The organism is Nocardia jejuensis NBRC 103114 (assembly GCF_001613145.1).
Classification (GTDB): domain Bacteria; phylum Actinomycetota; class Actinomycetes; order Mycobacteriales; family Mycobacteriaceae; genus Nocardia; species Nocardia jejuensis.
In genome coordinates this window covers 240,478-266,374 of sequence record NZ_BDBU01000023.1, presented here as the reverse complement: position 1 = coordinate 266,374, position 25,897 = coordinate 240,478, and the positions used below count along the sequence as shown (strand labels likewise).

The 25,897-nt window shown below is 67.8% G+C and carries 13 protein-coding genes and 1 tRNA gene; 7 read left to right on the top strand and 7 right to left on the bottom strand.

Annotation, left to right across the window (positions count from 1 at the left end):
- Positions 1 to 30 precede the first annotated feature (30 nt).
- Complete coding sequence (locus NJ1_RS18960) at positions 31 to 936, bottom strand: AAA family ATPase (protein WP_067695964.1); 906 nt, start codon at positions 934 to 936, stop codon at positions 31 to 33.
- A 248-nt stretch (positions 937 to 1,184) separates the two neighbouring features.
- Between NJ1_RS18960 and NJ1_RS38245 the strand changes: the two genes are divergently transcribed.
- Positions 1,185 to 2,306 (top strand): XRE family transcriptional regulator, encoded by a 1,122-nt coding sequence (locus NJ1_RS38245; RefSeq protein ID WP_084478485.1) that lies wholly within the window; start codon positions 1,185 to 1,187, stop codon positions 2,304 to 2,306.
- Between the two features lie 265 nt (positions 2,307 to 2,571).
- Here the strand turns inward: NJ1_RS38245 and NJ1_RS18950 are convergent.
- Together NJ1_RS18950 and NJ1_RS18945 are read right to left on the bottom strand one after the other, a co-directional pair.
- Positions 2,572 to 2,644 (bottom strand) — tRNA-Arg (locus NJ1_RS18950).
- A gap of 244 nt (positions 2,645 to 2,888) precedes the next feature.
- On the bottom strand, positions 2,889 to 4,358 hold the full coding sequence (locus NJ1_RS18945) for a flavin-containing monooxygenase (RefSeq protein ID WP_067695959.1): 1,470 nt from the start codon (positions 4,356 to 4,358) through the stop codon (positions 2,889 to 2,891).
- A gap of 587 nt (positions 4,359 to 4,945) precedes the next feature.
- On the opposite strand from NJ1_RS18945, the gene NJ1_RS18940 reads away from it, so the two are divergent.
- Both NJ1_RS18940 and NJ1_RS18935 read left to right on the top strand, forming a co-directional pair.
- Positions 4,946 to 6,583, top strand: a complete 1,638-nt coding sequence (locus NJ1_RS18940; RefSeq protein WP_067695956.1) for a long-chain fatty acid--CoA ligase — start codon at positions 4,946 to 4,948, stop codon at positions 6,581 to 6,583.
- 180 nt (positions 6,584 to 6,763) lie between these two features.
- A complete protein-coding gene (locus NJ1_RS18935) occupies positions 6,764 to 8,407 on the top strand; it encodes an acyl-CoA synthetase (protein ID WP_339380990.1) in 1,644 nt (547 codons plus the stop codon).
- Positions 8,408 to 8,516: 109 nt separating this feature from the next.
- Here the strand turns inward: NJ1_RS18935 and NJ1_RS18930 are convergent, their stop codons facing one another.
- On the bottom strand, positions 8,517 to 8,939 hold the full coding sequence (locus NJ1_RS18930) for an EF-hand domain-containing protein (protein WP_067695954.1): 423 nt from the start codon (positions 8,937 to 8,939) through the stop codon (positions 8,517 to 8,519).
- Between the two features lie 51 nt (positions 8,940 to 8,990).
- Positions 8,991 to 10,694, bottom strand: a complete 1,704-nt coding sequence (locus tag NJ1_RS18925) for a metallophosphoesterase family protein (protein ID WP_067695951.1) — start codon at positions 10,692 to 10,694, stop codon at positions 8,991 to 8,993.
- 217 nt (positions 10,695 to 10,911) lie between these two features.
- Between NJ1_RS18925 and NJ1_RS18920 the strand changes: the two genes are divergently transcribed.
- Complete coding sequence (locus NJ1_RS18920) at positions 10,912 to 12,417, top strand: serine/threonine-protein kinase (protein ID WP_067695948.1); 1,506 nt, start codon at positions 10,912 to 10,914, stop codon at positions 12,415 to 12,417.
- A gap of 68 nt (positions 12,418 to 12,485) precedes the next feature.
- Here NJ1_RS18920 and NJ1_RS18915 read toward each other — a convergent pair whose 3' ends face one another.
- Complete coding sequence (locus tag NJ1_RS18915) at positions 12,486 to 12,878, bottom strand: SCO5389 family protein (protein WP_067695945.1); 393 nt, start codon at positions 12,876 to 12,878, stop codon at positions 12,486 to 12,488.
- Between the two features lie 60 nt (positions 12,879 to 12,938).
- Complete coding sequence (locus tag NJ1_RS18910) at positions 12,939 to 13,982, bottom strand: NAD(P)H-dependent flavin oxidoreductase (RefSeq protein ID WP_067696112.1); 1,044 nt, start codon at positions 13,980 to 13,982, stop codon at positions 12,939 to 12,941.
- A gap of 199 nt (positions 13,983 to 14,181) precedes the next feature.
- Between NJ1_RS18910 and NJ1_RS18905 the strand changes: the two genes are divergently transcribed.
- From NJ1_RS18905 to NJ1_RS18895, 3 genes are all read left to right on the top strand, one after another.
- Complete coding sequence (locus NJ1_RS18905) at positions 14,182 to 15,018, top strand: M23 family metallopeptidase (protein WP_067695942.1); 837 nt, start codon at positions 14,182 to 14,184, stop codon at positions 15,016 to 15,018.
- A 59-nt stretch (positions 15,019 to 15,077) separates the two neighbouring features.
- The gene (locus NJ1_RS18900; protein WP_067696109.1) at positions 15,078 to 16,058 is read left to right on the top strand and encodes a helix-turn-helix transcriptional regulator; all 981 of its coding nucleotides are present in this window, start codon (positions 15,078 to 15,080) and stop codon (positions 16,056 to 16,058) included.
- 237 nt (positions 16,059 to 16,295) lie between these two features.
- Positions 16,296 to 25,703 (top strand): non-ribosomal peptide synthetase, encoded by a 9,408-nt coding sequence (locus NJ1_RS18895; protein WP_084478484.1) that lies wholly within the window; start codon positions 16,296 to 16,298, stop codon positions 25,701 to 25,703.
- Positions 25,704 to 25,897 lie beyond the last annotated feature (194 nt).

Genomic DNA, 25,897 nt, shown 5'->3' with positions numbered 1-25,897 from the left:
GCGTTGCGTACAGGAGAGGCCGCCACCTGCCTAATGCGCAGCATCCGACACCTCCAGACGCCCGTTCTCTGCGACGGCGTTTCGTACTGCAGTCGTCAAGTCCTCCCGGGTGAGACAGCCGGGGTCCAGCACCGTATTCAGTCGCTGAGCAAGAGCTTCGAAGACCACCTTGCGCGTGCGGCGGCCGTCCAACCCATGCGCTGCTTCGGCGATGAAAGTCATCGCCGAAGAATGTGCCAGCTCTTCCAAAGCCGGGTACTTGTCGGCGAGGGCCAGCAGCGTTGAGGCCAGGATCTCCCGCAGCGCCTCGATTTCGGGCAGCGGGATGAGGATGGCCGCGTCGGAGCGGGAAAGAAACGCCTCGTCCAATGCAGTGGTGAAGTTGCTGGTTGCGACGAAGAACAGATGAGGGTGTTCGATGGCGTTGAGATCCAACGCGGTGAGCACTGCGTCGGTAGCACGATGGACGTCGGCCGGGTTGGCGGCCAACGACGCCGCCGAGCGGGCCACGGCCATCGACTCGACCTCATCGAGGATTACCACGGTCGGCATACCGTCTGCCGCGAGCCCTGGCACATACTCGCCGAGCAGCTCGCTGACTCGCCGCTGTGACTGCCCGTGCTCGGCACTCATCAGTCCATGTGGGTTGATCTCGATCCGGCGGACCTCGCCACCGGGGACGTAACCCGCGACCTGTGCCGGGAGACCCCGAGCCAGGGTGGTTTTGCCGGTTCCCGGCGGCCCATATAGCGTGCACAACCCGTGCAACGCCGTCATCGCGAATGGCAAATCAGGTCGCACGAGCAGCGACAACAGGGTCTGGTTGCGCAGCCTCTCCTTGATTGCCTCCGGCACCACGATGGCGTGCCACAGAGCGGCCTCCGCCGAGTCGGCAGCGATGACATCCTCCGACAGGACACACTCTTGAACCTTCATCCCTTGTGACTCCGTCTCTCGCATCCGGCAGCGAGTAACCTCAGATTGGAACAGTACTTTCTCGATCTAAGGTAGACTACATGACATAATCAACGTGTAGTCAGACACATTTCAATCGGAATTGTCCTGGTGGTGCTGAGAGGTTGACCCGCGTGGTAACCGAGGTGTGCTTAAGATGCGAAGGGAATTAACAAGATCGAGGATCGTCGGCTGACAGGCGGACACCGACTGGCACGGAGACGAGCGACGTGAAGGACTCGCAACTGAAACTGGAGCCGGGCGACATATCGGCCCTGTTCGACAGGGCCAGATTGCGGATGGCCCGCGAACTCCGCGGCCTGACCCAGGTACAGCTGGCCCGGGAAGTCGGCTCCGTCACCGCAGGCTCAATCAGTCAATTCGAGAACGGCCACACCAAACCTGCCGCATCAACGCTCCGGCGCCTCGCGGTCGCGCTACGGGTACCGCCGTCCTTTTTTGCCGCGCCAGCGCGCCCCCCGGCGCACGAACAGGTCAACGGGTTCTTCCGAAGCCTTCGATCGACCTCTCCCCGAGATCGGCAACAAGCTCTGGCTTATGTTCACCTCGCACGGGAACTCGCGCTTGAGCTTGAGAAATATGTAGTGTTGCCCCCTTTGAACCTGTCTCGCGTGCCCATCGACAACGAAAATTCGCTTCAGCTCGTAGACATCGAACAAGCAGCTGCCCAGGTTCGTCACCACTGGAACGTCCCACGCGGTCCTGTTCAAGATGTCGTACGACTGCTGGAAGGGAACGGCATTGTTGTCGTCCGTTTCCGTGTCGGCATCGAGAAGGTCGATGCGTTCTGCGTCGATTTCCCTGACAGGCCGGTCGTTGCTCTCGGGGCAGACAAGGGCTTGCGTGACCGCTCCCGTTTCGATGTTGCCCACGAACTAGGCCATTTGGTTTTGCACGGCGTTGCAGGAGCAGTAGGTGACAAAGTCACCGAAAACCAAGCCCACGAGTTCGCTGCCGCATTTCTCATGCCAGCCGACGACATACGATCCGAGCTCCCGGATCGCCTTGACTGGCCGACATTTCTCCGCTTGAAGGCGAAATGGCACGTCTCGATCGCCGCCCTACTGGTCAGGGCTAAGACCCTCGGCGTCATGGACGAACACACCTACGCCCAGGGATGGAAAGCCCTGTCCGTTCGAGGTTGGCGGAAAGTAGAGCCAGGTCCGCTGGGGAACCCGGAAGGACCAGTACTTCTAGGCCGTGCAGTGGAACTCATGGAAACGACCGGTCTTTCCTTCACGGACTTTGTCAGTCGATCCGGACTCCCTGAAGCTGATGTTCGAGTTCTGCTCGGCCGAGATATCAGCGAACGACCTCGTGTAGAGATTTAACCAATGCCGTGAGCCATCGCCAATGCTTGCCGAGCACAGAGAATTCGCAGAAGCCGAGCCATGGTCGGCGACCGCGCGGTACCGTCGGCGCGATGGCATTGGGTAGCAGGAATTCTCGTTGTGCCGGCTACCTGATTCGCGGATGCAGCCACAGCACTAGAGGGTGCTAGCGGGGCAATCCAGTGTGGCCGCTGCCGGCCGTTCACGCGCACCAACCTCGGACGCCAGAACCATTACATGACCCTAGCGAATGAAGGTCCTGTTGTGCCCTCGGCAGGATTCGAACCTGCGACACCCGCTTTAGGAGAGCGGTGCTCTATCCCCTGAGCTACGAGGGCTGGACCGGCTGGGTTGGGGTGCGGCCTAGCTGGGACGTCGGGGAGTCTACCTGGTTGGGGGGCTGGGGGCCGCATCCGTTACGGGTGGGAGGGGTTTCGGCGGTGGTTGGCGGGATGTGGGTCCTCCGAGGAGCGGTTTGTCCCCGACCACGCGGCCTGTAGAGCTGACGATCCACGGTTCGAGTGGAGACAGTCACGGACAGTCGGGTCGGGGAGTCCGGGCCGCCGCATTCCGGCGGGGAGTTCACCTGCGCTCGGCGCGCCGTTCCTCGTAATCGGAGGGGGTGAATTTCCTTGTCTTCCAACGGAACAGGGAGGTGGCGCCGGGCCAGTTGTTGGTGATGCGGCCCGAGGCGTTGCGGTACCAGCTGGAGCAGAAGTTCCAGGGGGTGTCCTTCAGGCGGGGTTGGAGCCAGTCGTCCCAGGACTGTTCGGCGTCCGCGCGCACCGAGAGGAAGGTGGCCGGGCGCTGCGCCAGATACTGCGCCACCTGGCGGATGTAGCGGGCCTGCGCCTCGAGCATGTAGATGATCGAACCCGAGCCGACATTGGTGTTCGGGCCGTACATCATGAACAGGTTCGGGAATTCCGGCACCGAGATGCCCAGGAACGCGCGCGCGCCCTCGGCCGACCAGACGTCGGCCAGCTTGCGACCGCCCAGGCCGTAGATGTTCATCGGCGCGAGGAACTCGGTGCCCTTGAAGCCGGTGCCGTAGATGATCACGTCCACCGCGTGCTCGACACCGTCGGCGGTGCGAATCCCGTTGGGGGTCACCGCTTCGATGGCGGTGGTCTCCACGCTCACGTTGGGCTGGGCCAGTGCGGGGAAGTACTCGTTGGAGAACAGTCCGCGCTTGCAGCCCGCCGGATAATCGGGAGTCAGCTTGGCGCGCAACGCGAGATCGGGAACCTGCTTCTCGAGATGCCGGTTCGCCAGGGCGATCACGGGGTGCTTGAGTCCGGGGATATCGGTCAGGGCCAGCGCGAGGAATTCGAACGTCGACCAGATGGCGAAGCGCTCGGCCAGCTGGGTGACGGGCACGCGTTCGAACAGCGCGTGATGCAGCGCGCTGTACTCGGTGTCGAACTTGGGCAGCACCCAGGCGGCCGAGCGCTGGAACAGCGTCAGGTGCGCGGCCTCGGGCTGGATGCGCGGAATGTATTGGATGGCACTGGCTCCCGTGCCGATGCATGCCACGCGTTTGCCGGTCAGATCCACCGAGTGATCCCATTCGGCGGAGTGGAAGGCCGCGCCGGTGAACGAGTCGATGCCGGGCAGATTCGGCATCGCCGGGCGCGAGAGCTGACCGACGGCCGGGATCAGGATGTCGGCGATATGGGTGACGCCGTCGGTGGTGTTGACTCGCCAAATGCCCGCGCCCTCATCGAATTCGGCGTCGGTGACCTCGGCTCCGAATTCTATTTTCGCTGGCAGGTCATACTTCTCGGCGACCGTGCGCATGTATCCGTGGATATCGCGCTGCTGCGAGAACCGGCGCGGCCAATCGGGTTTCGGCTCGAACGACCACGAGTAGAGCGGTGACGGCACATCGCAGGCGGCGCCGGGGTAGGTGTTCTCGCGCCACACACCGCCCAGATCGGCGGCCTTCTCCAGAATGGTGAAGTTCGACATCCCGCGGCGCTGCAATTCCAGCGCCATGCCGAGTCCGGCGAACCCGGCGCCGATGATGAGAATGGACGGCTCTCGCTTCATCCCTCGACGGTAAACGTATCGCCGCTGGTCGCGAACACATACGCGGACATCGAATCGATATTTTCGGCCATTCTGGCCACGGTCCGGGCAGCCGGATTCCGGCGATTGCTCGCGCACGGCCTCACGGACAGCTGTCTCGGTCAGTGAGCACCATCTGACCTGCGACGCTGTCCTCGACTGGACATTCGGGCGTCGGTTTCCCTATATTCACGGAAGATAGTACTCCAATTTGCTTGTCCTGGTTAGCAATTGGCTATTCTGCGGCACCGCAGGGGGTGTCGTCGCGAGTCGATGTGATCAGGACTTCGATGTCGGCTGGTCGCCATGTTGGGTGGCGGCGGGTCGGCAGCAGGCTGCGGGCGGCGAAGGTGGGGTTCGTCGCCCGCAGCCGATACTTCGCGCGGGGGATCCGGCACGGTCCGAATGAGCGGGCGGTGGCTGTGCGTCGCCACACCGCGCCGCCGGGTGAGCTGGGCGCATCCCGCCGTCAGCTAACCGCCAGACCGCGGATGTCCGATTTCGGATATCCTGCCCAGCAAGTGACTCAGTTCACTCTCCAGTAGGTATATCCAAGGAGCGGTTGGGAAATGTTGAGCACCATGCAGGACGAGCAGCTGTCACTCGCGACGCTGCTGCGGTACGCGGCCACCTTCCAGGGCGACAGCACCGTGTCCACCTGGACCGGCGACGGCGTCCGCACCCAGACCTATCGTGAGGTCGGCCAGGACGCGGCCCGGCTCGCCAATGCCCTGCGTGACCTGGGCATCGGCGAGGGTGACCGGGTCGGCACGTTCATGTGGAACAACAACGAGCACATGGTCGCCTACGTCGCCGTGCCCGCGATGGGCGCGGTGCTGCACGCGCTGAACATCCGGCTCTTCCCGGAGCAGCTGGTGTTCGTGGCCAACCACGCCGAGGACCAGGTCGTCATCGTGGACGGCACCCTGGTGCCGATGTTCGCGCAGTACCTGCCCAACCTGACGACGGTCCGGCACGTCATCGTCGCCAACGGCGACGCCGCCTCGCTGACCGCGCCCGAGGGCGTGCAGGTGCACTCGTACGCCGAACTGCTGGCCGCGCAGCCGGACACCTTCGACTTCCCGGTCGTGGACGAGCGTTCGGCCGCGGGCATGTGCTACACCTCCGGCACCACCGGCGATCCCAAGGGCGTCGTCTACTCGCACCGCTCCAACTGGCTGCACGCCATGCAGGTGATCTCGCCCAACGGTATGGGCTTCGACGCCGCGGACACCGTGCTGGCCATCGTGCCGCTGTTCCACGCCAATGCCTGGGGCATCCCGTACGCCGCGCTCATGTCGGGCGCGAACGTGCTGATGCCGGACCGGTTCCTGCAGCCCGCGCCGCTGCTGGAGATGATGGCGGCGGTCAAGCCGACCTTCGCCGCGGCCGTGCCGACCATCTGGGGCGGTGTGCTGGCGGGCCTGCAGGCCGCGCCGCAGGACATCTCGCATCTGCGCACCTGTGTGGTCGGCGGCGCGGCGGTGCCGCCGTCGATGATGCGGGCCTTCGACGAGCAGCACGGGGTGAAACTGCTGCACGCGTGGGGCATGACCGAGACCTCGCCGCTGGGATCGGTGGCGCACGCGCCCGCCGGCAGCGAGGGCGACGAGGCCTGGTCCTACCGCTACACCCAGGGGCGCTTCCCTGCCGGTGTGCAGGCGCGGCTGGTCGGCGACGACGGCGCGGTGCTGCCGAACGACGGAGTCGCCCTGGGCGAGTTGGAGGTTCGCGGACCGTGGATCACCGGCTCGTACTACTCCCCGAGCGGTGCGCAGATCGATCCGGACAAGTTCGACGACGGCTGGCTGCGGACGGGTGACGTCGGCAAGATCAGCCCGAACGGGTATCTGACGCTGGTGGATCGGTCCAAGGACGTCATCAAGTCCGGCGGCGAGTGGATCTCCTCGGTGGATCTGGAGAACGCGGTCGTGGGCCATCCGAGCGTCGCCGAGGCCGCGGTCATCGGCGTGCCGGACGAGAAGTGGGACGAGCGGCCGCTGGTCGCGGTCGTGCTCGCCGAGGGCGCGGAGGTCAAGCCGGAGGAACTGCGCGACTTCCTGTCCGACAAGTTCGCCAAGTGGCAGCTCCCCGAGCACTGGGCCTTCATCGACGAGGTGCCCAAGACCAGCGTGGGCAAGTTCGACAAGAAGCGGCTCCGGGCGCAGTACGCCGACGGTGCGCTGACGGTCACCACGCTGTCCTGAGGGGTTCGAACCTCGCATCCCGGCGGCGTGCCGGGGTGCGAGGTTCGGTCAAGGGTTCCGCTCCGGGGTTCCCGGCTCTACCGTTGGTTTCGAAGGCGGATGCCCGCGGGGGTCGTCCGGAGTGGTGGGGCTCGACGAGGAGGTCCGTGTGGAATCGACGTGCGCGCAAGGTGAATCGGTGTGGGAATCGGCGGGGGCGAGCGCATGACACTCGGAGTGATCCGCACGGTGGGCGATCGGGCCTACACGGAAATGGAATCGGCGCGGCTGGTCGTCGAAGCCGGTCTGGCCCGGCTCGAATCACCGGCCGCGCTGCTGGCTGCGGGCACCGCCATGCTGCGATACGGAACGCTGTCGGCCGGACTGCGACTGTCCTCGGCGCGCTACCCGGACCGGACCGCCGTGATCGACGAATTGGGCACGCTGACCTTCGCCGAGCTCGAGGAACGGTCCAATCGGCTGGCCAACTCCTGGCGTGAACGCGGGCTGAAACCGCGTGAGGGCGTGGCGATTCTGGCCCGCAATCACCGCGGCCTGCTGGACTCGATCTTCGCCGCCGCCAAGTGCGGGGCCCGGATCATCCTGCTCAACACCGATTTCGCGGGCCCGCAGATTCGCGATGTCGCCACCCGTGAGGGCACCGACCTACTGGTCTACGACGACGAGTACGCGGACATGCTCTCGGAGGTGTCCCCACGGCGCGGCAGCTATCGGGCCTGGACCGACGACCCCGGCGAGGACAGTCTGGAATTCCTCATCGCCGAGGGCTCACCGGCCTCGCCGCCCGCGCCGGGAGCCGAGCCCAAGATCATCCTGCTCACCAGCGGCACCACCGGAACACCCAAGGGTGCGCCGCGCGCGGAGCCGAAATCGCTTGCCGCACTGGGCGGTCTGCTGTCCAAGGTCCCGTTCCGGGTGAACGAGGTGACCGAATGCTGCGCTCCGATGTTCCACACGCTGGGCTTCGCGATGTCCATGCTGACCCTCGGGTTCGGGTCCACGCTGGTGATCCGCCGCCGGTTCGATCCGCAAGAGGCCATCGACAGCGCCGCCCGGCATCACGCGAGCACCATGATCGTCGTCCCGGTGATGCTGAACCGCATGATGGATCTCGGCGGCCGGGCGCTCACCGGGCGTGACCTGTCCGCGCTGCGCATCGTGTTCGTCGCGGGTTCGCAACTGGGAGCACAGCTCTGCCGTGAGGTGACCGCCGCCTTCGGGCCGGTCGTCTACAACCTTTACGGCTCGACCGAGGTCGCCTACGCCACCATCGCGACGCCCGAGGACCTGGCGGTGGAGCCCGGTTGCGTGGGTCGTCCGGTGCTGGGTGCGCGGGTCGCGATCCTGGACGAGAACGGCCGCCGGGTTCCCGTGGGGACCACCGGGCGAATCTTCGTCGGCAATGTGATCCAGTTCGAGGGCTACACCGGCGGCGGGAACAAGGAAGTGATCCGCGGTCTCATGTCCTCCGGCGACGTCGGTCATTTCGACTCGGCCGGAAGGCTTTTCATCGACGGCCGGGACGACGACATGATCGTCTCCGGCGGGGAGAACGTCTTTCCGGTGGAGGTCGAGGAGCTGCTGTACACCCATGTCTCGGTGCGGGAGGCCGCGGTTCTCGGGGTCCACGACGAGAAATACGGGGCGCGACTCAAGGCTTTCGTGGTGATCCACGAGGGTCACTCGCTCACCGAGGGCGAGATCAAGGACTTCGTGAAGACGAACCTGGCGCGGTACAAGGTGCCCCGCGAGGTCGTGTTCCTCGGGGAGCTACCCCGTAACCCCACCGGGAAGGTGCTCAAGCGCAAGCTCCAGGACGTGTGAGCCGACGACTGCGGGGGAGGGGACGTCGCTGCGCGGCCGGTGGGGCGCTCCGCCGCGACTATCATTTCCGCTACTGAGCTGCCCGTCGCAGCGCGGCGACGGGCACGGTTCAGGGCGCGAGTGTGGCCAGGAGCGCGGCGAATTCGGCTCGGGAGAGGTAGCCGTCGCCATCCAGGTCGGCGGTGACGAGCAGGGCCGCCGCGGATTCGTGGGACAGGTCGGGGCAGGTGCGGAGCAGGGATTCGAGCTCGTCGAGTTCGATGAGCTCGTTGCGGTTGGTGTCGAAGGTGTCGAAAGCGGCGTCGGGATCGTTGATCTCGGGATCGCGGCCCAGGCGCGCGGCGTCGAACTCGGCGCGGGAGATGAGCCAGTCGCCGTCGGTGTCGGCGGCCGCCACCAGGCGTTCGACCGCCTCGGAGTCGATGTCCAGACCCAGGGCGGTGATTCCGGCGAGGATGTCCTGCGCGGAGATGAGGCCGTCGCCGTCCTGATCCCAGAGGGCGAAGGTGTCGGCGGGCTGTTCGGCGGTCACGGGTCCCCCTGAGCGATACGGCGAAAAAGTGGTGATGCGAGCAGAATACGACTATGCGCGGACTTCGCGGCGATAGGTGAGTTTGTCGAACTCGCGGCCGTATTCGTCCACCGCCACCACATCCATCTCGCTGGAGAAGAAGCCGGGGCGCACATCCACTCGCAGGAACGAGTAGTTGCGGAAGCGCACCCGCGACCACGGCGCGGCCTCGTCCTGTTTGGATCCGTCGCGCGTCCAGACATAGCTGTTCGGAACCGTGGTGTCGGCAGCCACATTGCCGCGATAGGTCTCGGGCGATCCGGGTTGGAAGCCGTAGCGCGGCCGTCCGCCGCCCCCGACCGTGTAGTAGACGGTCCCGTCGGTGCGCGGGTAGACGATCGAATTGTCCAGTGCCGGTTTGGCTGCCTGACCGCCGCGGATCGGATCGGTGCGCTCGAAGATGTGATTGTGCCCCTGCAGCACCAGATCCACCTGATAGCGGTCGAACAGCGCGCACCAGGCCTCGCGAACGCCACCGTCACTGGCATGCGAATCGGTGGTCGAGTACGCGCAGTGGTGGAAGAAGCACACGATGAAATCGATGTTCGGGTCGGCGCGGTAGGCCGCGAGAGTGCGCTCCACCCAGCTGGTTTGGGCATCGCCCGAGTAGCCGAAGTTGGCGCGGATCTCGTAGGAGATGTCGTTGGCGTCCAGCGACAGCACCGCCACGTTGCCGTAGGTGAACGAGTACGCCGATGGGCAGCCCGTCGGACCGTTGCCCGGAAGATCCAGGCGCGCAAGGTGTCCGCCGTAACCGTGCGTGCCGTAGGCGGCTTCCATATCGTGATTGCCGGTGGCGAACATCCACGGCGTGACCGAGGCGCTGGATTCGATCGCGCCGAAATACACGTCCCACACATACGGATTGAACTTGTCGAAGCCGCCCGAGAGCTTGCCGCCGGACGGGACGAACTGCGGGTTCTTGCCCGCTCCGGACGGGTCGGCGTAGGCGATGTCGCCGGCCAGCACATGGAAATCCGGTCGGCTGTCGGCGATCTGGCGCATCACGTTGGCGGCGTGCGGCGCGGTCGGATCGTTGTCCGGCTTGTAATAGCGGTCGTCGTAGTCGCCGGGCGCGAGACCGGCGGGCATGGCGGGTGTGTCGTCGGTGCCCTGATCGCCCATCATGGTGAAGCGGAAGGGCAGCACCGCGTTTCGCGCCGACCCCATCGCGGGCGCGGCCGAGCGGATATCGCTGGTGAAGCCGTCGGAGGTGCGCCATCGGTAGAAGTGCGGCAGTCGTGCGGGCAGTCCGTCCACCGGCACGTGCGCGTAAAACTGTTCGGCCGACAGGATGCCGCCGTCACTGTCGGGGATCTGGGTGACCAGATTGCGCACCTCGGCCTCGGCGGTGCCGCCCAGCGCGGGTGTCGGCCCGTGATCCAGGAACACCCGATTGTCCTTGGGGTTGCGCGAGAGCTGAGCCGCGAACCGGAGCTGGCTGGTCGAATCCGCGCCGAAACCCACATGCCTGCCCGCCACCGACAGCTGTGCGTCCTCCGCGTAGGCCCGGGTGACGAAGGGGGACGCACCCACCGCGGCCACGGCGGCCGCCGCTGCCGACCCGCGCAGGAAATTGCGCCGCGAGACCCGATGGCGGCGCAGGTTCGCGCGATGCCACTCGTGTTGCTCGGCCATGGTCATCGCGGCGGCGAGCGGGGCGGGAATCCCGGTGTCCGGAACGTCTCCGGCGGGGTTCAGCGGATTCGACGGCATGCACCCGGATGTTGCTGCACCCAGGTTGCGTAAGCAATCCGACACTGCCGGTGGCCAGCGAATTCTTGATTAATTCTCGTCGCACACCCCGGGCGTGACCGGCCGATAGGTATGGCGGGACGCGTTCGGGCCTGGTGTGTTGTCGGACCCCGCGTCGTATGCTGAGCACCTCACATGCCGGAAATTCGCATGCTGAGGATCGGATCTGGGAGGGCATGTGCCGGGGGACGGCGAACTCGGTCACTATCGACTCGTGAAGCTGCTCGGGCGCGGCGGCATGGGGCAGGTGTGGCTGGCCGAGGACAGCATTCTGGAGCGCGAGGTCGCACTCAAACTGCTGCCGTCCGAGCTGGCCTCGGACCAGGACTACCGGCGGCGCTTCGAGCGCGAGGCCAGGCTTGCCGCCCGGTTGCGCGGCCCGCACGTGGTGCCGATCCACTCGTTCGGCGAACTCGACGGCCGGCTCTTCATCGATATGGAGCTGGTGGACGGGTCGGACCTGGGCAAGATCCTGGACCGGACGGGCGCGCTGACCCCCGCCCGCGCCGTCGACCTGCTCGGGCAGATCGCCGAGGCGCTGGACGTGGCGCACAAGGCCGGGCTCATTCATCGAGATGTGAAGCCCTCCAACGTCTTGACGCTGCCCAGCGGCTACGCGTACCTGATCGACTTCGGCATCGCCCGCGGTATCGGCCAGTCGAGTCTGACCTCCACCGGGATCGCGGTCGGGACCTACGCCTACATGGCACCCGAGCGTTTCGCCGGTGTGGAGGACGATCTGCGCTCGGACGTCTACTCGCTGGCCTGCCTGCTTTTCGAATGCCTCACCGGGAAAAGGCCCTTCGCGCAGACCAATCCGGCGCAGCAGATGGCCGCGCACCTCACCGCCCCGCCGCCGCGCGCGAGCGATCACAGCCGGTTGGTTCCCGCCGCGCTGGACGCGGTGATCGCGCGCGGAATGGCGAAAGACCCGGGCCGCCGGTACAACAGCGCGGGCGAGCTGGCCTCGGACGCCGCCACCGCGCTTCGCGGGGGTGGTTCGGCGGCCTATACGCCACCACCGATCGATCGGGCGGCTCCGCCGAGCGGGCGGGACGGTACGCCGGTGCGGGCCTACGGGTCCGGTCCGGTGTCGCAACCCGCGATTCCGATGACGCCGCCGCCGGTCGGAATGCACAGCGCGGCAACGTCCACCCGGCCTGCGGCCCCCGGATATTCGGGCGGTCCGTCGCACAGCGGTCCGGTCTCGGGGCATGGCGGTCCGGTCTCGAGGAACAGCGGACCGATTGCGCGCAACGGTGGTCAGTCGCCGTACGGTGGTGGACCTGTTCCGGCTCCTTACGGTAGTAGTCCGATTCCGGCTCCGCGCGGTAGTAGTCCGATTCCGGCTCCGCGCGGTAGTGGCCCGATTCCACGCAACGGTGCTCCGGCTCCGGGTGGCAGCGGATCGATCGATATGAGTTTCGCCGGCTACCGCAAACCGGAGGTCGCGCCACGCATCCAGCCCTGGCGACCGCTGGTGTGGATCCTGTTGGCGCTGGGCCTGTTGCTGTTCGGGATGACGACGGCGGTCGCGGTCACCGAGACCTTCAACGCTCGCCACAACTCGGCGAGCGACATCATCGCGACGGTGGCCGCTGCGTTCCTGTTCACCTCACCCTTCGTGGTCTGCGTCTACTACACCGTCCGCGAGGTCAAGCGATTCAAGGCCGTGCGCCGGTAGTCCAGCCGCGAACGCGAACGGCGCGACCGGGTTACGGTCGCGCCGATGGCGTGCTCAGGAAACAGGTTTCAGCAGTTGCGGAGCTCGGGGCTCTGGTTCAGCAGCTGAGCGCGGGTGGAGATGAAGGTGCTGTAGGTATCGCCGCCGACGGCCGAGAGCGGGAACGCCGCCACGCGATGGCAGTTCTGGAAGGCGATCTTGATGCCGAAATGTCGTTCCAGACCGGCGCGAATGGAGTCGGACGCCATTGCGCGCAGCAGCTGCCCGCGCGCGGTCTCGTCCGGCGGCGGGACCAGATTGTCCGCGTATTCCTCTGTGCCGGAATGCAAGTCGGCCGCCACCCGGGCCACTACCTCATACGCGTAGGGCAATGAGTTACGGACACATTCGACGAACTCGTCGTCGCTGACTTCACCACGTTCGGCACGCTCGAGTAGTGCGGTGGGTACGTCGAGTGACATATCGCTCTCCTCATGGGATGGCGGAATGATGTACGCCCGAATTCTAAACGAAAAACGTTGTCAACAACCCTGAATTCGAATCGAAAGTGCCCTTTTCAGAGCATCTTTCGCGGATTCCGACAGTTGCCGGACCAGCTCGCCTGCCGGTAGCTCGGGGGCGAGTGAATGCGCTTGACCTGCCCAGAGATTCACCGCGTCGGCGTTGCCCTCGGTTCGCGCGGCGGCCCGCAAAGGTCCGGTGGCGTAATGGATTTCCGGGTAGGCGGCCGGTGCGTCCGGATGCTCGAGCATGAAGAGATTGCGCAGCCCGCGCGCCCGGCGGCCGGTGAAGGCGCGGGTGAGCATGGTGGGGGTGTCCAGGGTGATGGCATCGCGCAGCAGCGGCGCGGTTCCGGCCTCCGGGCAGCGCAGGAAGGCCGTGCCGATCTGTGCCGCGGCGGCTCCCGCGCTCAGCGCCGCGGCCAGGCCCGCGCCCGTGGTGATGCCGCCGGTCGCCACGATGGGCGTGTGCACCGCGGCGGTCAGCAGCTGTACCAGGGCCAGCAGCCCCAGGGGGTCGGTGAGGTCGTCGGCGGGACGGTCGGCGAAGGTGCCGCGATGTCCGCCCGCCTCGGAGCCCTGGGCGATGAGCGCGTCCGCTCCCGCCTCCACCGCGTATTTCGCCTCCGCCACCGAGGTGACGGTCACCCACACCTCGGAACCGGCCGCGTGCAGCCGGGTGATCTCGGGCGCGGACGGGCAGCCGAAGGTGCACGACACCACCGGAACCGGTGCGGCGGTGAGCAGGTCCAGCTTCGCGTCCCAGTCGTCGGAGTCGTAGCGCGGTTCGCCGACCGGGAACTCCCGCGCCAGATCGGTGACGTACGCGCCGAACGTCTCGGTGGGGCTGGGCGCGGACGGATAGAAGAGATTGACGCCGAACGGCGCGGAGGTGAGGGCGCGGGTGCGCTCGATGCGATCGCCGAGATCGGCCGCGGACAGATATCCGGCGGCGATGAATCCCAGCCCGCCCGCGTCGGAGACGGCGGCGGCCAGTTCCGGCGTCGACGGACCGCCGGCCATGGGCGCTAGAACAATGGGGGTACCCAGCTCATCCAGAACCATGCCCATCAGTGTGCGCTCGGGGTTACCCTTCGTGATCAAGGGTTCATATTTGCGACCTGGTGTTATGTCAGAAAAGGTTGCGGAATGGTCACGAGCGAGTACTGTTTCCATCACAGCGATGCCGAATCGTTACCGGAACCACCGAACGCTAGGACGAGCTTTGCCGCACCACAGAGAGACCGCGAACTCAGTCTCGGTTATGGATTTGCTCGGTGATTCCGGCGGCAATGCTGGCACCCCCTCGCGCAGACGGCATCGGGCCGAATCGAGCGCCGTCGACCGCGTGAAGGTCGTGGCCTCGGCCGCGGTCGCCGCGGGTGCGCTCATCGGCACCGCGTCGCAGCTGGTTCCCGCGCTCGCGCACGCCGCACCGCTGCTGCCGAATCACGACGAGAAGTCGATCGGTTCCGAAGTCGCCCTGCAGGATTCGTCGCAGACGTTCAAGCAGGCCGCCGAGGTCGCCGCTCCGGCCCCCGAGGCCCAGGCCGCTCCGGTCGCCGGCGCCGCTCCGGTCGCCGCCGCACCCGCGCCCTTCGGTCTGCAGAATCTGCCGCCCGAGGTGTCGGGTCCGCTCGCACAGGCCGAGAAGACCCTCAAGGACCTGCAGCAGCAGTTCGCCCCCGCCGCCGCCGTCCGCCCCGTCTCGGACGCGGTCATCAGCTCCACCTTCGGAATGCGCTGGGGCGCAATGCACTACGGCATCGACTTCGCCGACGCGATCGGCACTCCGATCCACTCGGTCATGGGCGGCACCGTGGTCGAGGCCGGCCCGGCGTCCGGATTCGGACTCTGGGTCCGCGTCCTGCAGGACGATGGCACCACCGCTGTCTACGGCCACGTGAACGACATGTACGTCACCGCCGGCCAGCGCGTCAATACCGGCGATGTGATCGCCAGTGTCGGAAATCGCGGCAATTCCACAGGTCCCCACCTGCACCTGGAGATCTGGGACGCCGCCGGAAGCAAGATGGATCCATTGCCATGGCTGGCCAGCAAGGGCGTCCTCATGCAGCAGCAGTGGGGACCGGACCAGTAGAGCGCTCACCGGCACCTTCGAACGGGCGATTCCCGGATCGGCGCATGCCGGTGGGTGCGGTGACGACGCTGGATGACCTGTTCGACCCCACCTCCCTACACGGCCGCGCGTACGCGGTGCTGATCGCGCATCCGCGATCCACCGCCGTCGAAGTGGCCGAGCGACTGGGCAGCGCGCCACGAGTGGCCGAGGCCGCACTGGAAATGCTCTGCCATCTCGAGGCCGCGGTCCGGCTCACCGAATCGACCGGCATCGTGCGCTGGGACGCGCACGCGCCGGAAGCCCTGTCCGAGGCCGAGACTCGACGCCGCAACCACGATCTGGTGCGCATGCAGTCCGCTGCCGCGCGCCTGGGCGAGACCTTCCGTTCGGTCCGGCGCACCACCGACGCCGACGGCGCGGTGGTGGCCGTCTACGAACGTCGTCAACTCCTGGCGGACTTCGAGGATCTGCAGCACACCGCGCACAGCTGCGTGAAGGTGGTCGAACGCGGACCGTTCCTGTCGGATGTGGAGACCGAGGAGCGCATGTTCGAGCTCAAGAGCTCGCGCATCACCTCGGGCATCGACTACCGCACGCTGTATCAGGAGACCATCTACCAGGACGCGGAACGGCTGCGGCACGTGCTGGCCACCAACGCGGCCGGCGCCCAGGCGCGCACCCTGCCCGATCCGCCCATGAAGCTGATCGTGGCGGACGATCGCCGCGCGGTTCTGGTGCTGCACACCGACGAGCGCCGCGGCGATCCCATGGGTGTGCGCGTCGGCCCTTCTCCCACACTGGATCTGCTGGTCAAGACCTTCGATTCGCTGTGGTCCATGGCCACTCCGATCTCGGTCAACCCGTCCGAGGCATTGGACGAGCGGGACAAGGCCATCCTGACCCTGATGAGCATGGGCGCGACCGACGACACCATCGCCCGCCGCCTCGGTCTGTCCCGGCGCACGGTCGTGCGACGGACCGCGAGTCTGCTCGAGCGGCTCGGCGCCAGCACGCGCTTTCAGGCCGGAGTTCAGGCCACTCGCCGCGGCTGGCTCTGAGATACTGGCCAGTACGAAAGTGTGGTGTGCGTCACCTGAAAGGGTGTTCTCTGCAACATCCGCGCACCCCCGCGGCGATGGGTCAAGGGAGCTCGGGCGGTCTCGGCCGCACAGCTACCCCGTATAGGATTGCTCGGACCGCAAGTCCTCCGACGACCAGAATTTCAGACCGTTGGGTGGGGAACCGAATTCGCTCGGACTTGCGACCTGATGGATTGCGAGAGGTGACGAGTTCGAATGGATACTGCCCGCCGTTCCGCACGTGGTAGCCGCCGCCGCCGGTCGGGCAGCCCGCTGTTCGCCCAGTTGTTGACCGCCGCGGTCGAATCCGCTGCCGATGCGGTGGCCATCCGATTCAACCCGACCGGAGCTCCGGCGGACGCCCGCGAGCTCACCTATCGGGAACTCGACGAAGCCTCCTCGAAGCTCGCTCGCGAACTCATCGAACGCGGCGCCGGGCCGGGTGACGTGGTCGCCATCGGCATCTCACGGTCGCTCGAATCCGTCCTGGCGGTATGGGCCATCGCCAAGACCGGCGCGGCCTACGTCCCCGTCGATCCCTCCTATCCGGCCGAGCGCATCCAGTACCTGCTCTCGGACTCCGGCGCGGTCCTGGGTCTGACCACCGCGGCGCATCGCGCGGCCCTCGGCGACACCGTCGACTGGCTGCCGCTGGACGATGCGGACGTCACGGCCTCCGTCGAGGCGCGGCCCGCGCACCCCATCTCCTACGCCGACCGGGTTCGCCCGCTCACCGAGCAGCATCCGGCGTACGTCATCTACACCTCGGGTTCGACCGGTCTGCCCAAGGGCGTCGTGGTCACCCACACCGGTCTGGCGGGTCTGGTCGCGGCCGAGCGGGAACACTATGCGGTAACCGGTGATTCGCGGGTGCTGCACGTCTGCTCCCCGAACTTCGACGTCTCGGTGCTGGAACTGCTGCTCACCTTCTCCACCGGTGCGGCCCTGGTGATTTCGCCGCCCAAGGTGTTCGGCGGTGACGATCTCGCCGAACTGCTGCGCCGCGAACGCGTTTCGCACATGCTCATCACCCCCGCCGCCCTGGAATCGGTGGATCCGGCCGGACTGGACGAGCTGAAGGTCGTCGTGGTCGCGGGCGACAAGTTCGGACCCGAACTCGTGGCGCGCTGGGCCGTGCCCGGTCGCTCGTTCTACAACGGCTACGGGCCGACCGAGGCCACCATCCTGGCCACCAGCACCGCGGCCATGCTGCCCGGCGAGGCCATCACCATCGGCCCGGCCATCGCGGGCGTGGGCGCGTTCGTGCTCGACTCCCGGTTGCGGCCGGTGCCCGCCGGCGTCATCGGCGAGCTGTATCTCTCGGGTCCGGCGCTGGCGCAGGGCTACCTCGCCCGTCCCGGCCTGACCTCCGAGCGGTTCGTCGCCAGCCCGTTCGGCGCGGACACCGACAGCCCGGGCGCGCGCCTGTACCGCACCGGCGACCTGGTGCGACGCCGTGAGGACGGTGTCATCGAATACCTGGGCCGGTCCGATTTCCAGGTCAAGATCCGCGGTCTGCGCATCGAGCTCGGCGAGATCGACAACGCGCTGACCTCGCATCCGGACATCGACTTCGCGGTCACCATGGGCAAGACACTGCCCTCGGGCGCGACCGCGCTGGTCGCGTATGTGCTGGCCAAGCCCGGTCACGCCGCCGATCCGGCCGCGCTGAGCGAATTCGTCGGGCGCGGCATGCCCGCGCACATGGTGCCCTCGGCGATCGTGGTGCTGGACAAGCTCCCGCTCACCCCGAACGGCAAGCTGGACCGCGAGGCCCTGCCGGAACCGGTCTTCGAGACCACGGCCACCCGGCCCGCGTCGGGTCCGGTCGAGGAGAAGATCGCGGAACTCTTCGGCGAGCTGCTGCGCATGGACGAGGTGGGCGCGGACGATTCGTTCTTCGCCATCGGCGGCGATTCGATCATGTCGATCCAGCTGGTGTCGCGGGCCCGCGCGGCCGGCATCGTGTTCACGCCGCAGGACGTGTTCGAGCAGCGCACCGTGGCCGGGCTGGCCAAGGTCGCCATCGTCGGGGCGGAGAACGCTCCGGTCACGCTGGAGGAGCTGCCCGGCGGCGGTGTCGGTGACATTCCGCTGACCCCGGTGCTGGCCGATTACCTCGAAGACGGTGTGTTCAACCGTTTCTCGCAGAGCATGGTGCTGGCGCTGCCGGACCGCATCGACCGGGCGGGGTTGGCCGAGACGCTGAACGACGTACTCGCCCATCACGACATCCTGCGGGCGCGACTCGTGCGGGCGGACGGGCGATTCCAGCTCGAGGTGCCCGAAACCGGTGCGCCGAGCGCGGATTCGCTGATCGCCGAGGTCGAACTCCCGGCCGGCGTCGAGGGCGAGGAGCTGGCCCGGCTCGGCAGCGCCGCAATGGATTCCACCCTCGACGCGCTGGAACCCGCCGCCGGGCGCATGCTGGCCTTCACCTGGCTGCGCCGCCCCGATGCCCGCGACGTGCTGCTGGTGGCCGCGCACCACTTCGTCATCGACGGCGTCTCCTGGCGCATCCTCATCTCCGATCTGGTGGCGGCCTGGGCGCAGCGCGCGGCTGGACAGCGACCCTCGCTCCCCGCGATCGGCACCTCGTTCCGGCGCTGGGCGCACGGGCTGGCCGAGGCCGCCGCGAGCGAGTCCCGAGTCGCCGAGGTCGAGTACTGGCGCGATGTGCTGGCGACCGCCGACCCGCTGCTGGGCGCCCGCGAACTCGATTCCGTCGTGGATACTTTCGCGACCGTCGAACGGTTCACCGTGCAGGTGCCCTCGGATGTCACCGAGGCGCTGCTGAGCGAGGTCCCCGCGCTGTACCGCGGCGGCGTGAACGACGGCCTGCTGGCCGGGCTCGCGCTGGCCGTGCAGACCTGGCGGGCGCGTCGCGGTGTGGACGCACCGGTCACCCGGGTGCGCATGGAGGGCCACGGTCGCGAGGAGAGCGCCGTGCCCGGCGCCGACATCACCCGCACCATCGGCTGGTTCACCAGCGTGTACCCCGTCGCGCTGGACCTGACCGGCATCGACACCGCCGCCGCGCTCGAGGGCGGCTCGGTCACCGCGGCCGCGCTGCGCTCGATCAAGGAACAGCTGATCGCGCTGCCGGACAAGGGAATCGGCTTCGGTCTGCTGAAGCATCTGAACCCCGAGACCGCGAAGCGGCTGGACGGGCGGCTCGCGCAGATCGGATTCAACTACCTCGGCCGCGTCTCGGCCGACGAGGTCCCGGCCGGACTGGCCGACGCCGCGTGGATTCCGACCGATGCCCTGGGCGAACTGTCGGTCGAGCAGGACCCGAGCATGCCCGCCGGGATGGTGGTGGATTTCAACGCCATCGTCACCGACGGACCGGACGGTCGTCCGCGCATGTCGGTGTCCGTGCAGTACGCCGCGCGGATCCTCGACGACGCCGCCGTGCGCGAACTGGCGCAGGACTGGGTCACCGCGCTGACCGCCGTCGCACGCCATGTGCAGGATCCGGCCGCGGGCGGTCTGACGCCGTCCGACGTGCCGCTGGTCCGGGTCGCGCAGCCCGAGCTCGACACCTGGCGCGTCACCTACCCGGGCCTGTCGGACGTGCTGCCGCTCTCGCCGCTGGGCGCGGGCCTGCTGTTCCACACCCAGCTCACCCAGGGCGCGACCGACGACTACGTCACCCAGTTCGCGCTCGAACTCGGGGGACAGGTCGATGTGGAGCGGTTGCACCGCGCCTCCCAAGCCATCCTGGAACGGCACTCCGGACTGCGCGCCGCGTTCGTCACCGCCGCCGACGGCACCCCCGTGCAGGTCGTGGTGGATTCGGTCGAGGTCCCGTGGCAGGTCGTGGAAGGCATTGCCGACCAGGACATTCCGGAGCTGCTGGCGCAGGACCAGCGCACCCGGTTCGATCCCGCGCTCGCGCCCCTGATGCGGTTCACCGTGTACCGCACCGAAACCGGTCGCACCCACTTCGTGCTGACCACGCACCACCTGCTCTTCGACGGCTGGTCGCTGCCGCTGCTGATGAAGGATCTGCTGATCCTCTATGCGACGCACGGTGATTCCTCGATGCTGCCCCCGGCACGGCCGTACCGCGACTACCTGCGGTGGCTCTCGCGCCAGGACCGCGAGGCGACGCTGGACAAGTGGGTGAGCACCCTCGCCGGGGCGCAGCCCACCAAACTGTCCACGGTGCTGGAGAAGCCCGCACAGCCGGAAATCGGTTACGGCGAGATCGAATTCGAGTTCTCCGAAACCGAGACCGCCGCCGTCACCGCCTTCGCGGCGGCCGCGGAGGTCACGGTCAACACCGTCGTGCAGACCGCGTGGGCCCTGGTGCTGGCCACCCTCACCGATCGCGAGGACGTCGTCTTCGGAGCTGTCGTATCGGGTCGTCCGCCGCAGCTCGACGGCGTGGACGACATGATCGGCCTGTTCGTCAACACCATCCCGGTACGGGTGCGCTTCGATGCGCAATGGTCGGTGCGAGAACTGCTCACCGCGGTGCAGTCCGAGCAGGCCGGTCTGCTCGAACATCACTACCTGGGTCTGGCGGAGATCCAGAGTGCCGCGGGCACCGGCGGTGTCTTCGACTCGCTGGTGGCCTACGAGTCCTATCCGGTGGACGCCGACGGCCTCAAGGCCGCGGGTGGCTCCATCGACGGGCTCGAGATCGCCGGTGTGCAGTCGGTGACCTTCACCCACTACCCCGTCACCGTTGTCGTGGAATCCGGTGCGTGCCTGCGGTTCAAGGTGTGGCATCGCCGCGACACCGTCGGCGATCCGGCCGCGCGGGCGCTCGCCGACGTGCTGCGCACGCTCATCTCCCGTTTCGTGGCTGTGCCGTCGAATCCGATTGCCGCGCAGTCGAACTGGTGGCGCACGGGTGCGCTGCCCGCCGGGCTGGAACTGCCCGCGGATCGGCCGCGCCCGGCCACCCCGTCGCGTCGCGGCGGTGAACTGAGTTTCGATCTGCCCGCCGAGGTGCGCGCGGCACTGGAACAGGTGGCACGGCAGCGCGATTCCTCGCTGTTCACCCTGATGCACGCGGCCTTCGCGGTGCTGCTGGCCCGGCTCTCGGGCGGCACCCGCGAGATCGCCATGGGCGTGCTCGAGCCCGAAACAGCCGCGGTGCACCCGGTTTCGGCCACCGTGCTGCGGACCGAGGTGGATCCGGGCATCGCGTTCTCCGCGCTCCTGGACGCGGTGCGGCGGCTCGACGCCGACGCGCGCGAAAGCGACGGCGGCGCCGGCGAGCGGCTCGCCGATGTGCTGGACCTGGTGCGCGCCGCGGCGGGGCATCCGCCGTTCGAGGCGCTGCTCACCGCCGGGCAGAACGATTCGGGCAACGCGATCGCGCTGGCCGATCTGCAGCTCGACGTCTCCGAACCGGCCGACGCCGAGGGCGTCGTGCTGACCGTCACCTACGCCACCGATCTGTTCGACGAGCCCACCGTGCTGGACTTCGTGGACCGGCTCGGCCGCATCCTGCTGGCGGTGGCCGCCGATGCCGACACGGTGGTCGGCGATATCGCCATCTACGCGCCGGGTGAGCGCGAACTGGTGCTGCGCGAATGGAATACGCCGGGCGCACCCGTGCCCGAGGTGACACTGGTCGACCTGATCACCGCCGTGGCCGCGCAGCGACCCGACGGCACCGCCATTCGTTTCGACGGGGTCACGCTCACCTTCGGTGATCTGGTTCGCCGCGCCAATGCCGCCGCCCGGGCGCTGATCGCACAGGGCGCGGGTCCGGAATCGCTGGTGGCGGTTGCCGTTCCGCGCACCGCCGACCTGCCGGTGGCACTGCTCGCGGTGCTCATCTCCGGTGCGGGCTACCTGCCCATCGACACCGCGTACCCCGCGCAGCGACTCGAGTTCATGCTGGGCGACTCCCGCCCGGTCTGCGTGCTCACCACGGCGGACGAGCGAGACGCGGTGCCCGCCGGGGACATTCCGGTGGTGCTGCTCGAAGAGTCCCGCGGCCTGTCCGACGCCCCGGTCACCGACGCCGATCGCCGCGCCCCGCTGCGCGCCGATCACCTGGCCTACGTCATCTACACCTCCGGTTCCACCGGTGTGCCCAAGGGCGTCGGAGTGGCCCACCGCAATGTGGTGGAGCTGTTCGCGAACACCCAGGCGCACTTCGAATTCGACGACACCGACGTGTGGACGCTGTTCCACTCCTTCGCCTTCGACTTCTCGGTGTGGGAACTGTGGTGCGCCCTGGCCAACGGCGGCGCTGTCGTGGTGGTCGACCACCTCACCTCGCGTTCGCCGGAACAGTTCCGCGAGTTGCTGATCCGCGAACGGGTCACGGTGCTCAACCAGACCCCGTCGGCCTTCTACCAGCTCGCCGAGGCCGATCGCGCGGCCGCCGCGCAGCCGGGGGACTACGCGCTGCGGTACGTCGTATTCGGCGGTGAGGCACTGGATCTGCGTCAGCTGCGCCGCTGGTACGAACGGCATCCGTCGAACTCTCCGACGCTGGTCAACATGTACGGCATCACCGAGACGACGGTGCACGTGTCGTTCCTGGCCCTGGACGAGGAACTGGCCGAGCAGCCCAGCAGCATCATCGGCCGGGCGCTGCCGGGCCTGAGCGCCCGCGTGCTCGATCAGCGCCTGAACCCGGCGCCGGTCGGCGTCGCGGGTGAGATCTACGTCGACGGCGCGCAGCTCTCGCGCGGCTACCTCGGCCGCCCCGGGCTCACCGCGACCCGATTCGTCGCGAATCCCTACGGCCCGGCCGGTTCTCGCGTGTACCGAACCGGTGACGTGGGCCGCTGGGCCGGATTCGGCGGCGAGGCCAACCTCGAATACGCCGGGCGCAGCGATCAACAGGTGCAGCTGCGCGGCTTCCGCATCGAACTCGGCGAGATCGAGACCGCGCTGTTGAAGCTGACGGGCGTGAGCCAGGCCGTGGTGTTGGTGCGCACCGACAACGGTGTGGATCAACTGGTGGGATACGTGGTGACCGAAGGCGATTCGGCCTTCGACCCCGCCGCCGCCAAGACCGCCCTCGGTGAATTCCTCACCGCCTACATGGTTCCCGACGCCATCGTCGCGCTGGACGTGCTGCCGCTCACCCCGAACGGCAAGCTCGACCGCAAGGCGCTGCCCGCACCGGAGTTCGGCGGATCCGCCGCGTACCGCGCCCCGCGTACCGAGGCCGAACGCGTCATCGCCGCCGAGTTCGCCGCCCTGCTGGGCGCGGCCGAGGTCGGAGTGGACGACGACTTCTTCGCGCTCGGCGGCAACTCGCTGCTGGCGACCCGCGCACTGGCCCGCGTCAACGAGGCGCTCGGCGCGAATCTCGCTGTGCGCGAACTGTTCGAGGCCTCCACCGTCGCGGCCCTGGCCGCCAAGGTGGTGACCGGCGCGGCGGCCAACCGCCCGCCGCTGGTGCGAACCGAGCGTCCCGCCCGTCCGCCGCTCTCGCTCGCACAGCAGCGGATGTGGGTCATCAACCAGATCGATCCGGACTCGCCCGCCTACAACATCCCACTGGCACTGCGGCTTTCGGGCTCCCTCGACATCGAGGCCCTGCGCGCCGCGGTCCTGGACGTCGTCGAACGCCACGAGGCCCTGCGCACCCGCTACCCGGTCGACGGCCCCGGCGGCCTGCCCTACCAGGACATCCTCACCGTCGCCGACGCACTGCCCGGCGGTCTGGCGGTCGAGCCGCTCGCCAACGCGCAGCACCGCATGATCGAGGTGCTGTCGAGCGGTTTCGACGTCACCGCCGCGGTTCCGCTGCGCGCCCTGCTGTGCAGTGACGGCAGTGCGGGCACCGAGCACTACCTGGTGGTTGTCGTACACCACATCGCCACCGACGCGGCGTCCCTGCCACCGCTGGCTCGGGATCTGATGACCGCCTACGTGTCCCGGGCAGCGGGCGCCGCCCCGGTCTGGGCTCCGCTCGCGGTGCAGTACACCGACTTCGCCATCTGGCAGCGCGAGGTCATCGGCACCGACGACGACGAGAACTCGGTCGCCGCAGGACAATTGGCGTACTGGCGCGATCAGCTCGCCGGTGCGGCCGGGAGTCTGGCACTGCCGTTGGATCGGCCGCGCCCCGCCGTGCGGACGATGCAGGGCGGCGCAACGACTTTCACGCTGCCGGCCGAGGTGCACGAGGGCCTGCAGCGGATCGCCCGCGAGCACAGCGCGTCGCTGTTCATGGTCGTGCACGCCGCGCTCGCGGTGCTGCTCTCGCGGATCTCGGGCAGCCGGGACGTCACGATCGGCACCCCGATCGCCGGTCGAGGTGAGCGGGTACTGGACGACGTGGTCGGCATGTTCGTGAACACGCTGGCACTGCGCACCCCGGTCGATTCGGCGGCGGCGTTCGACGAACTCGTCGACCGCGCCCGCGAAGCCGACCTGGCCGCGTACGGCAATGCGGACCTCCCGTTCGAGCGGGTCGTCGAGGTCGTGGCTCCCGACCGGGCCGGTGCGCAGGATCTGTTCCAGGTCGTGCTCTCGTTCCAGAACACCGAGCGGGCCGAACTGGAGCTGCCCGGTCTGAGCATCACCGGCCTGGACACCGGTGCGATTTCGGCCAAGTTCGATCTGCAGGTGACCATCGATCCTCGGCAGTGGGAGGCCGACGGCACCATCGGCGAACTCGCCGGCGCGATCACCTACGCCGCGGACATCTTCGACGAGGCCACCATCCGCACCTTCGGGGAGCGGTTGCAGCGGGTGCTCACCGCGGTGGCCGCCGATCCCGCCCAGCTGGTCGGGGCCATCGACTTCGGTGGCATCGCACCGCATCGCCCGCAGTCGGTGGCGGCGCCGGTCACCGAGGCGTCCGCGGTCACCCGCGGCACCGCCTTGCCGCAGTTGCTCACCGCGGCGGTCGAGGACGACCCCGACGGTCCGGCGCTGGTCTGGGGCGAGGACGCGCTGTCCTACCAGGAACTCGATGCCCGTTCCTCACGTCTGGCGCGAGTGCTCATCGGCCGCGGCAGCGGTCCGGGCACAGGTGTCGCGCTTCGTCTGGATCGCGGGATCGACGCGGTCGTCACGACCTGGGCGGTGCTCAAGGCGGGCGCCACTCTGGTGCCGGTGGCCGGTGTGGATGATTCGCTCCCCGCGGATCTGGTGATCAAGGTCGGTCTGACGGCCGCTGCCGACCCCTCGGCCGGTGGCGTCGACTGGTTGGTGCTGGCCGATCCGTCGCTGGTCACCGAGATCGCGGCCGCCTCACCCCGCCCGGTCACCTACGCCAACCGCACCCGAGCCCTGCAGGGTGGCGACACCGCGTTCGTGAACGGAACGCAGGTCCTGAGCTATGACGAGCTCGCGGAGCTGGTCAACCGGGTCACCGCGCGTTCCGACCTCACCTTCGAATCGCGCACCCTGCGTTCCGGTCGGCCCGAGACGCTCGCCGCCACCGTCGAGGTGCTCGCGGCGGGTGCGAGCGGTGCGTCGGTGGTCGTCACGTCCGTCGATACCGGCGAACTCACCGAGGTGCTGTCCGAGGAATGGGTGACCCACCTGTTCGCGACCGATGTCGACGGGCTGGGTTCGGAGCCGCTCGAGGATCTGAGGGCGGTGATCCTGGACGGCGGGTCTGTGGACGGGGCCTCTGGTCGCGTGCCATGGGTCGGCAGTCTGATATCACTCGAGAGCCTGTAGAGGTATAACCGCAGTTCGGACGGTGGGCGCGGTGAGGCGCCCACCCTTCGGATGTCCAATCGGACCGCGGGGAGTGAACACACGGCAAAAGCCGGGCAACCTTCTGAAATGAACCCTTGTCGAAATGTCGCATTCGGCCTAGATTGTCTTGCGCTCTCCAGGGCGCAGATTTTCTTTGTGTCGAACGGTGAGGG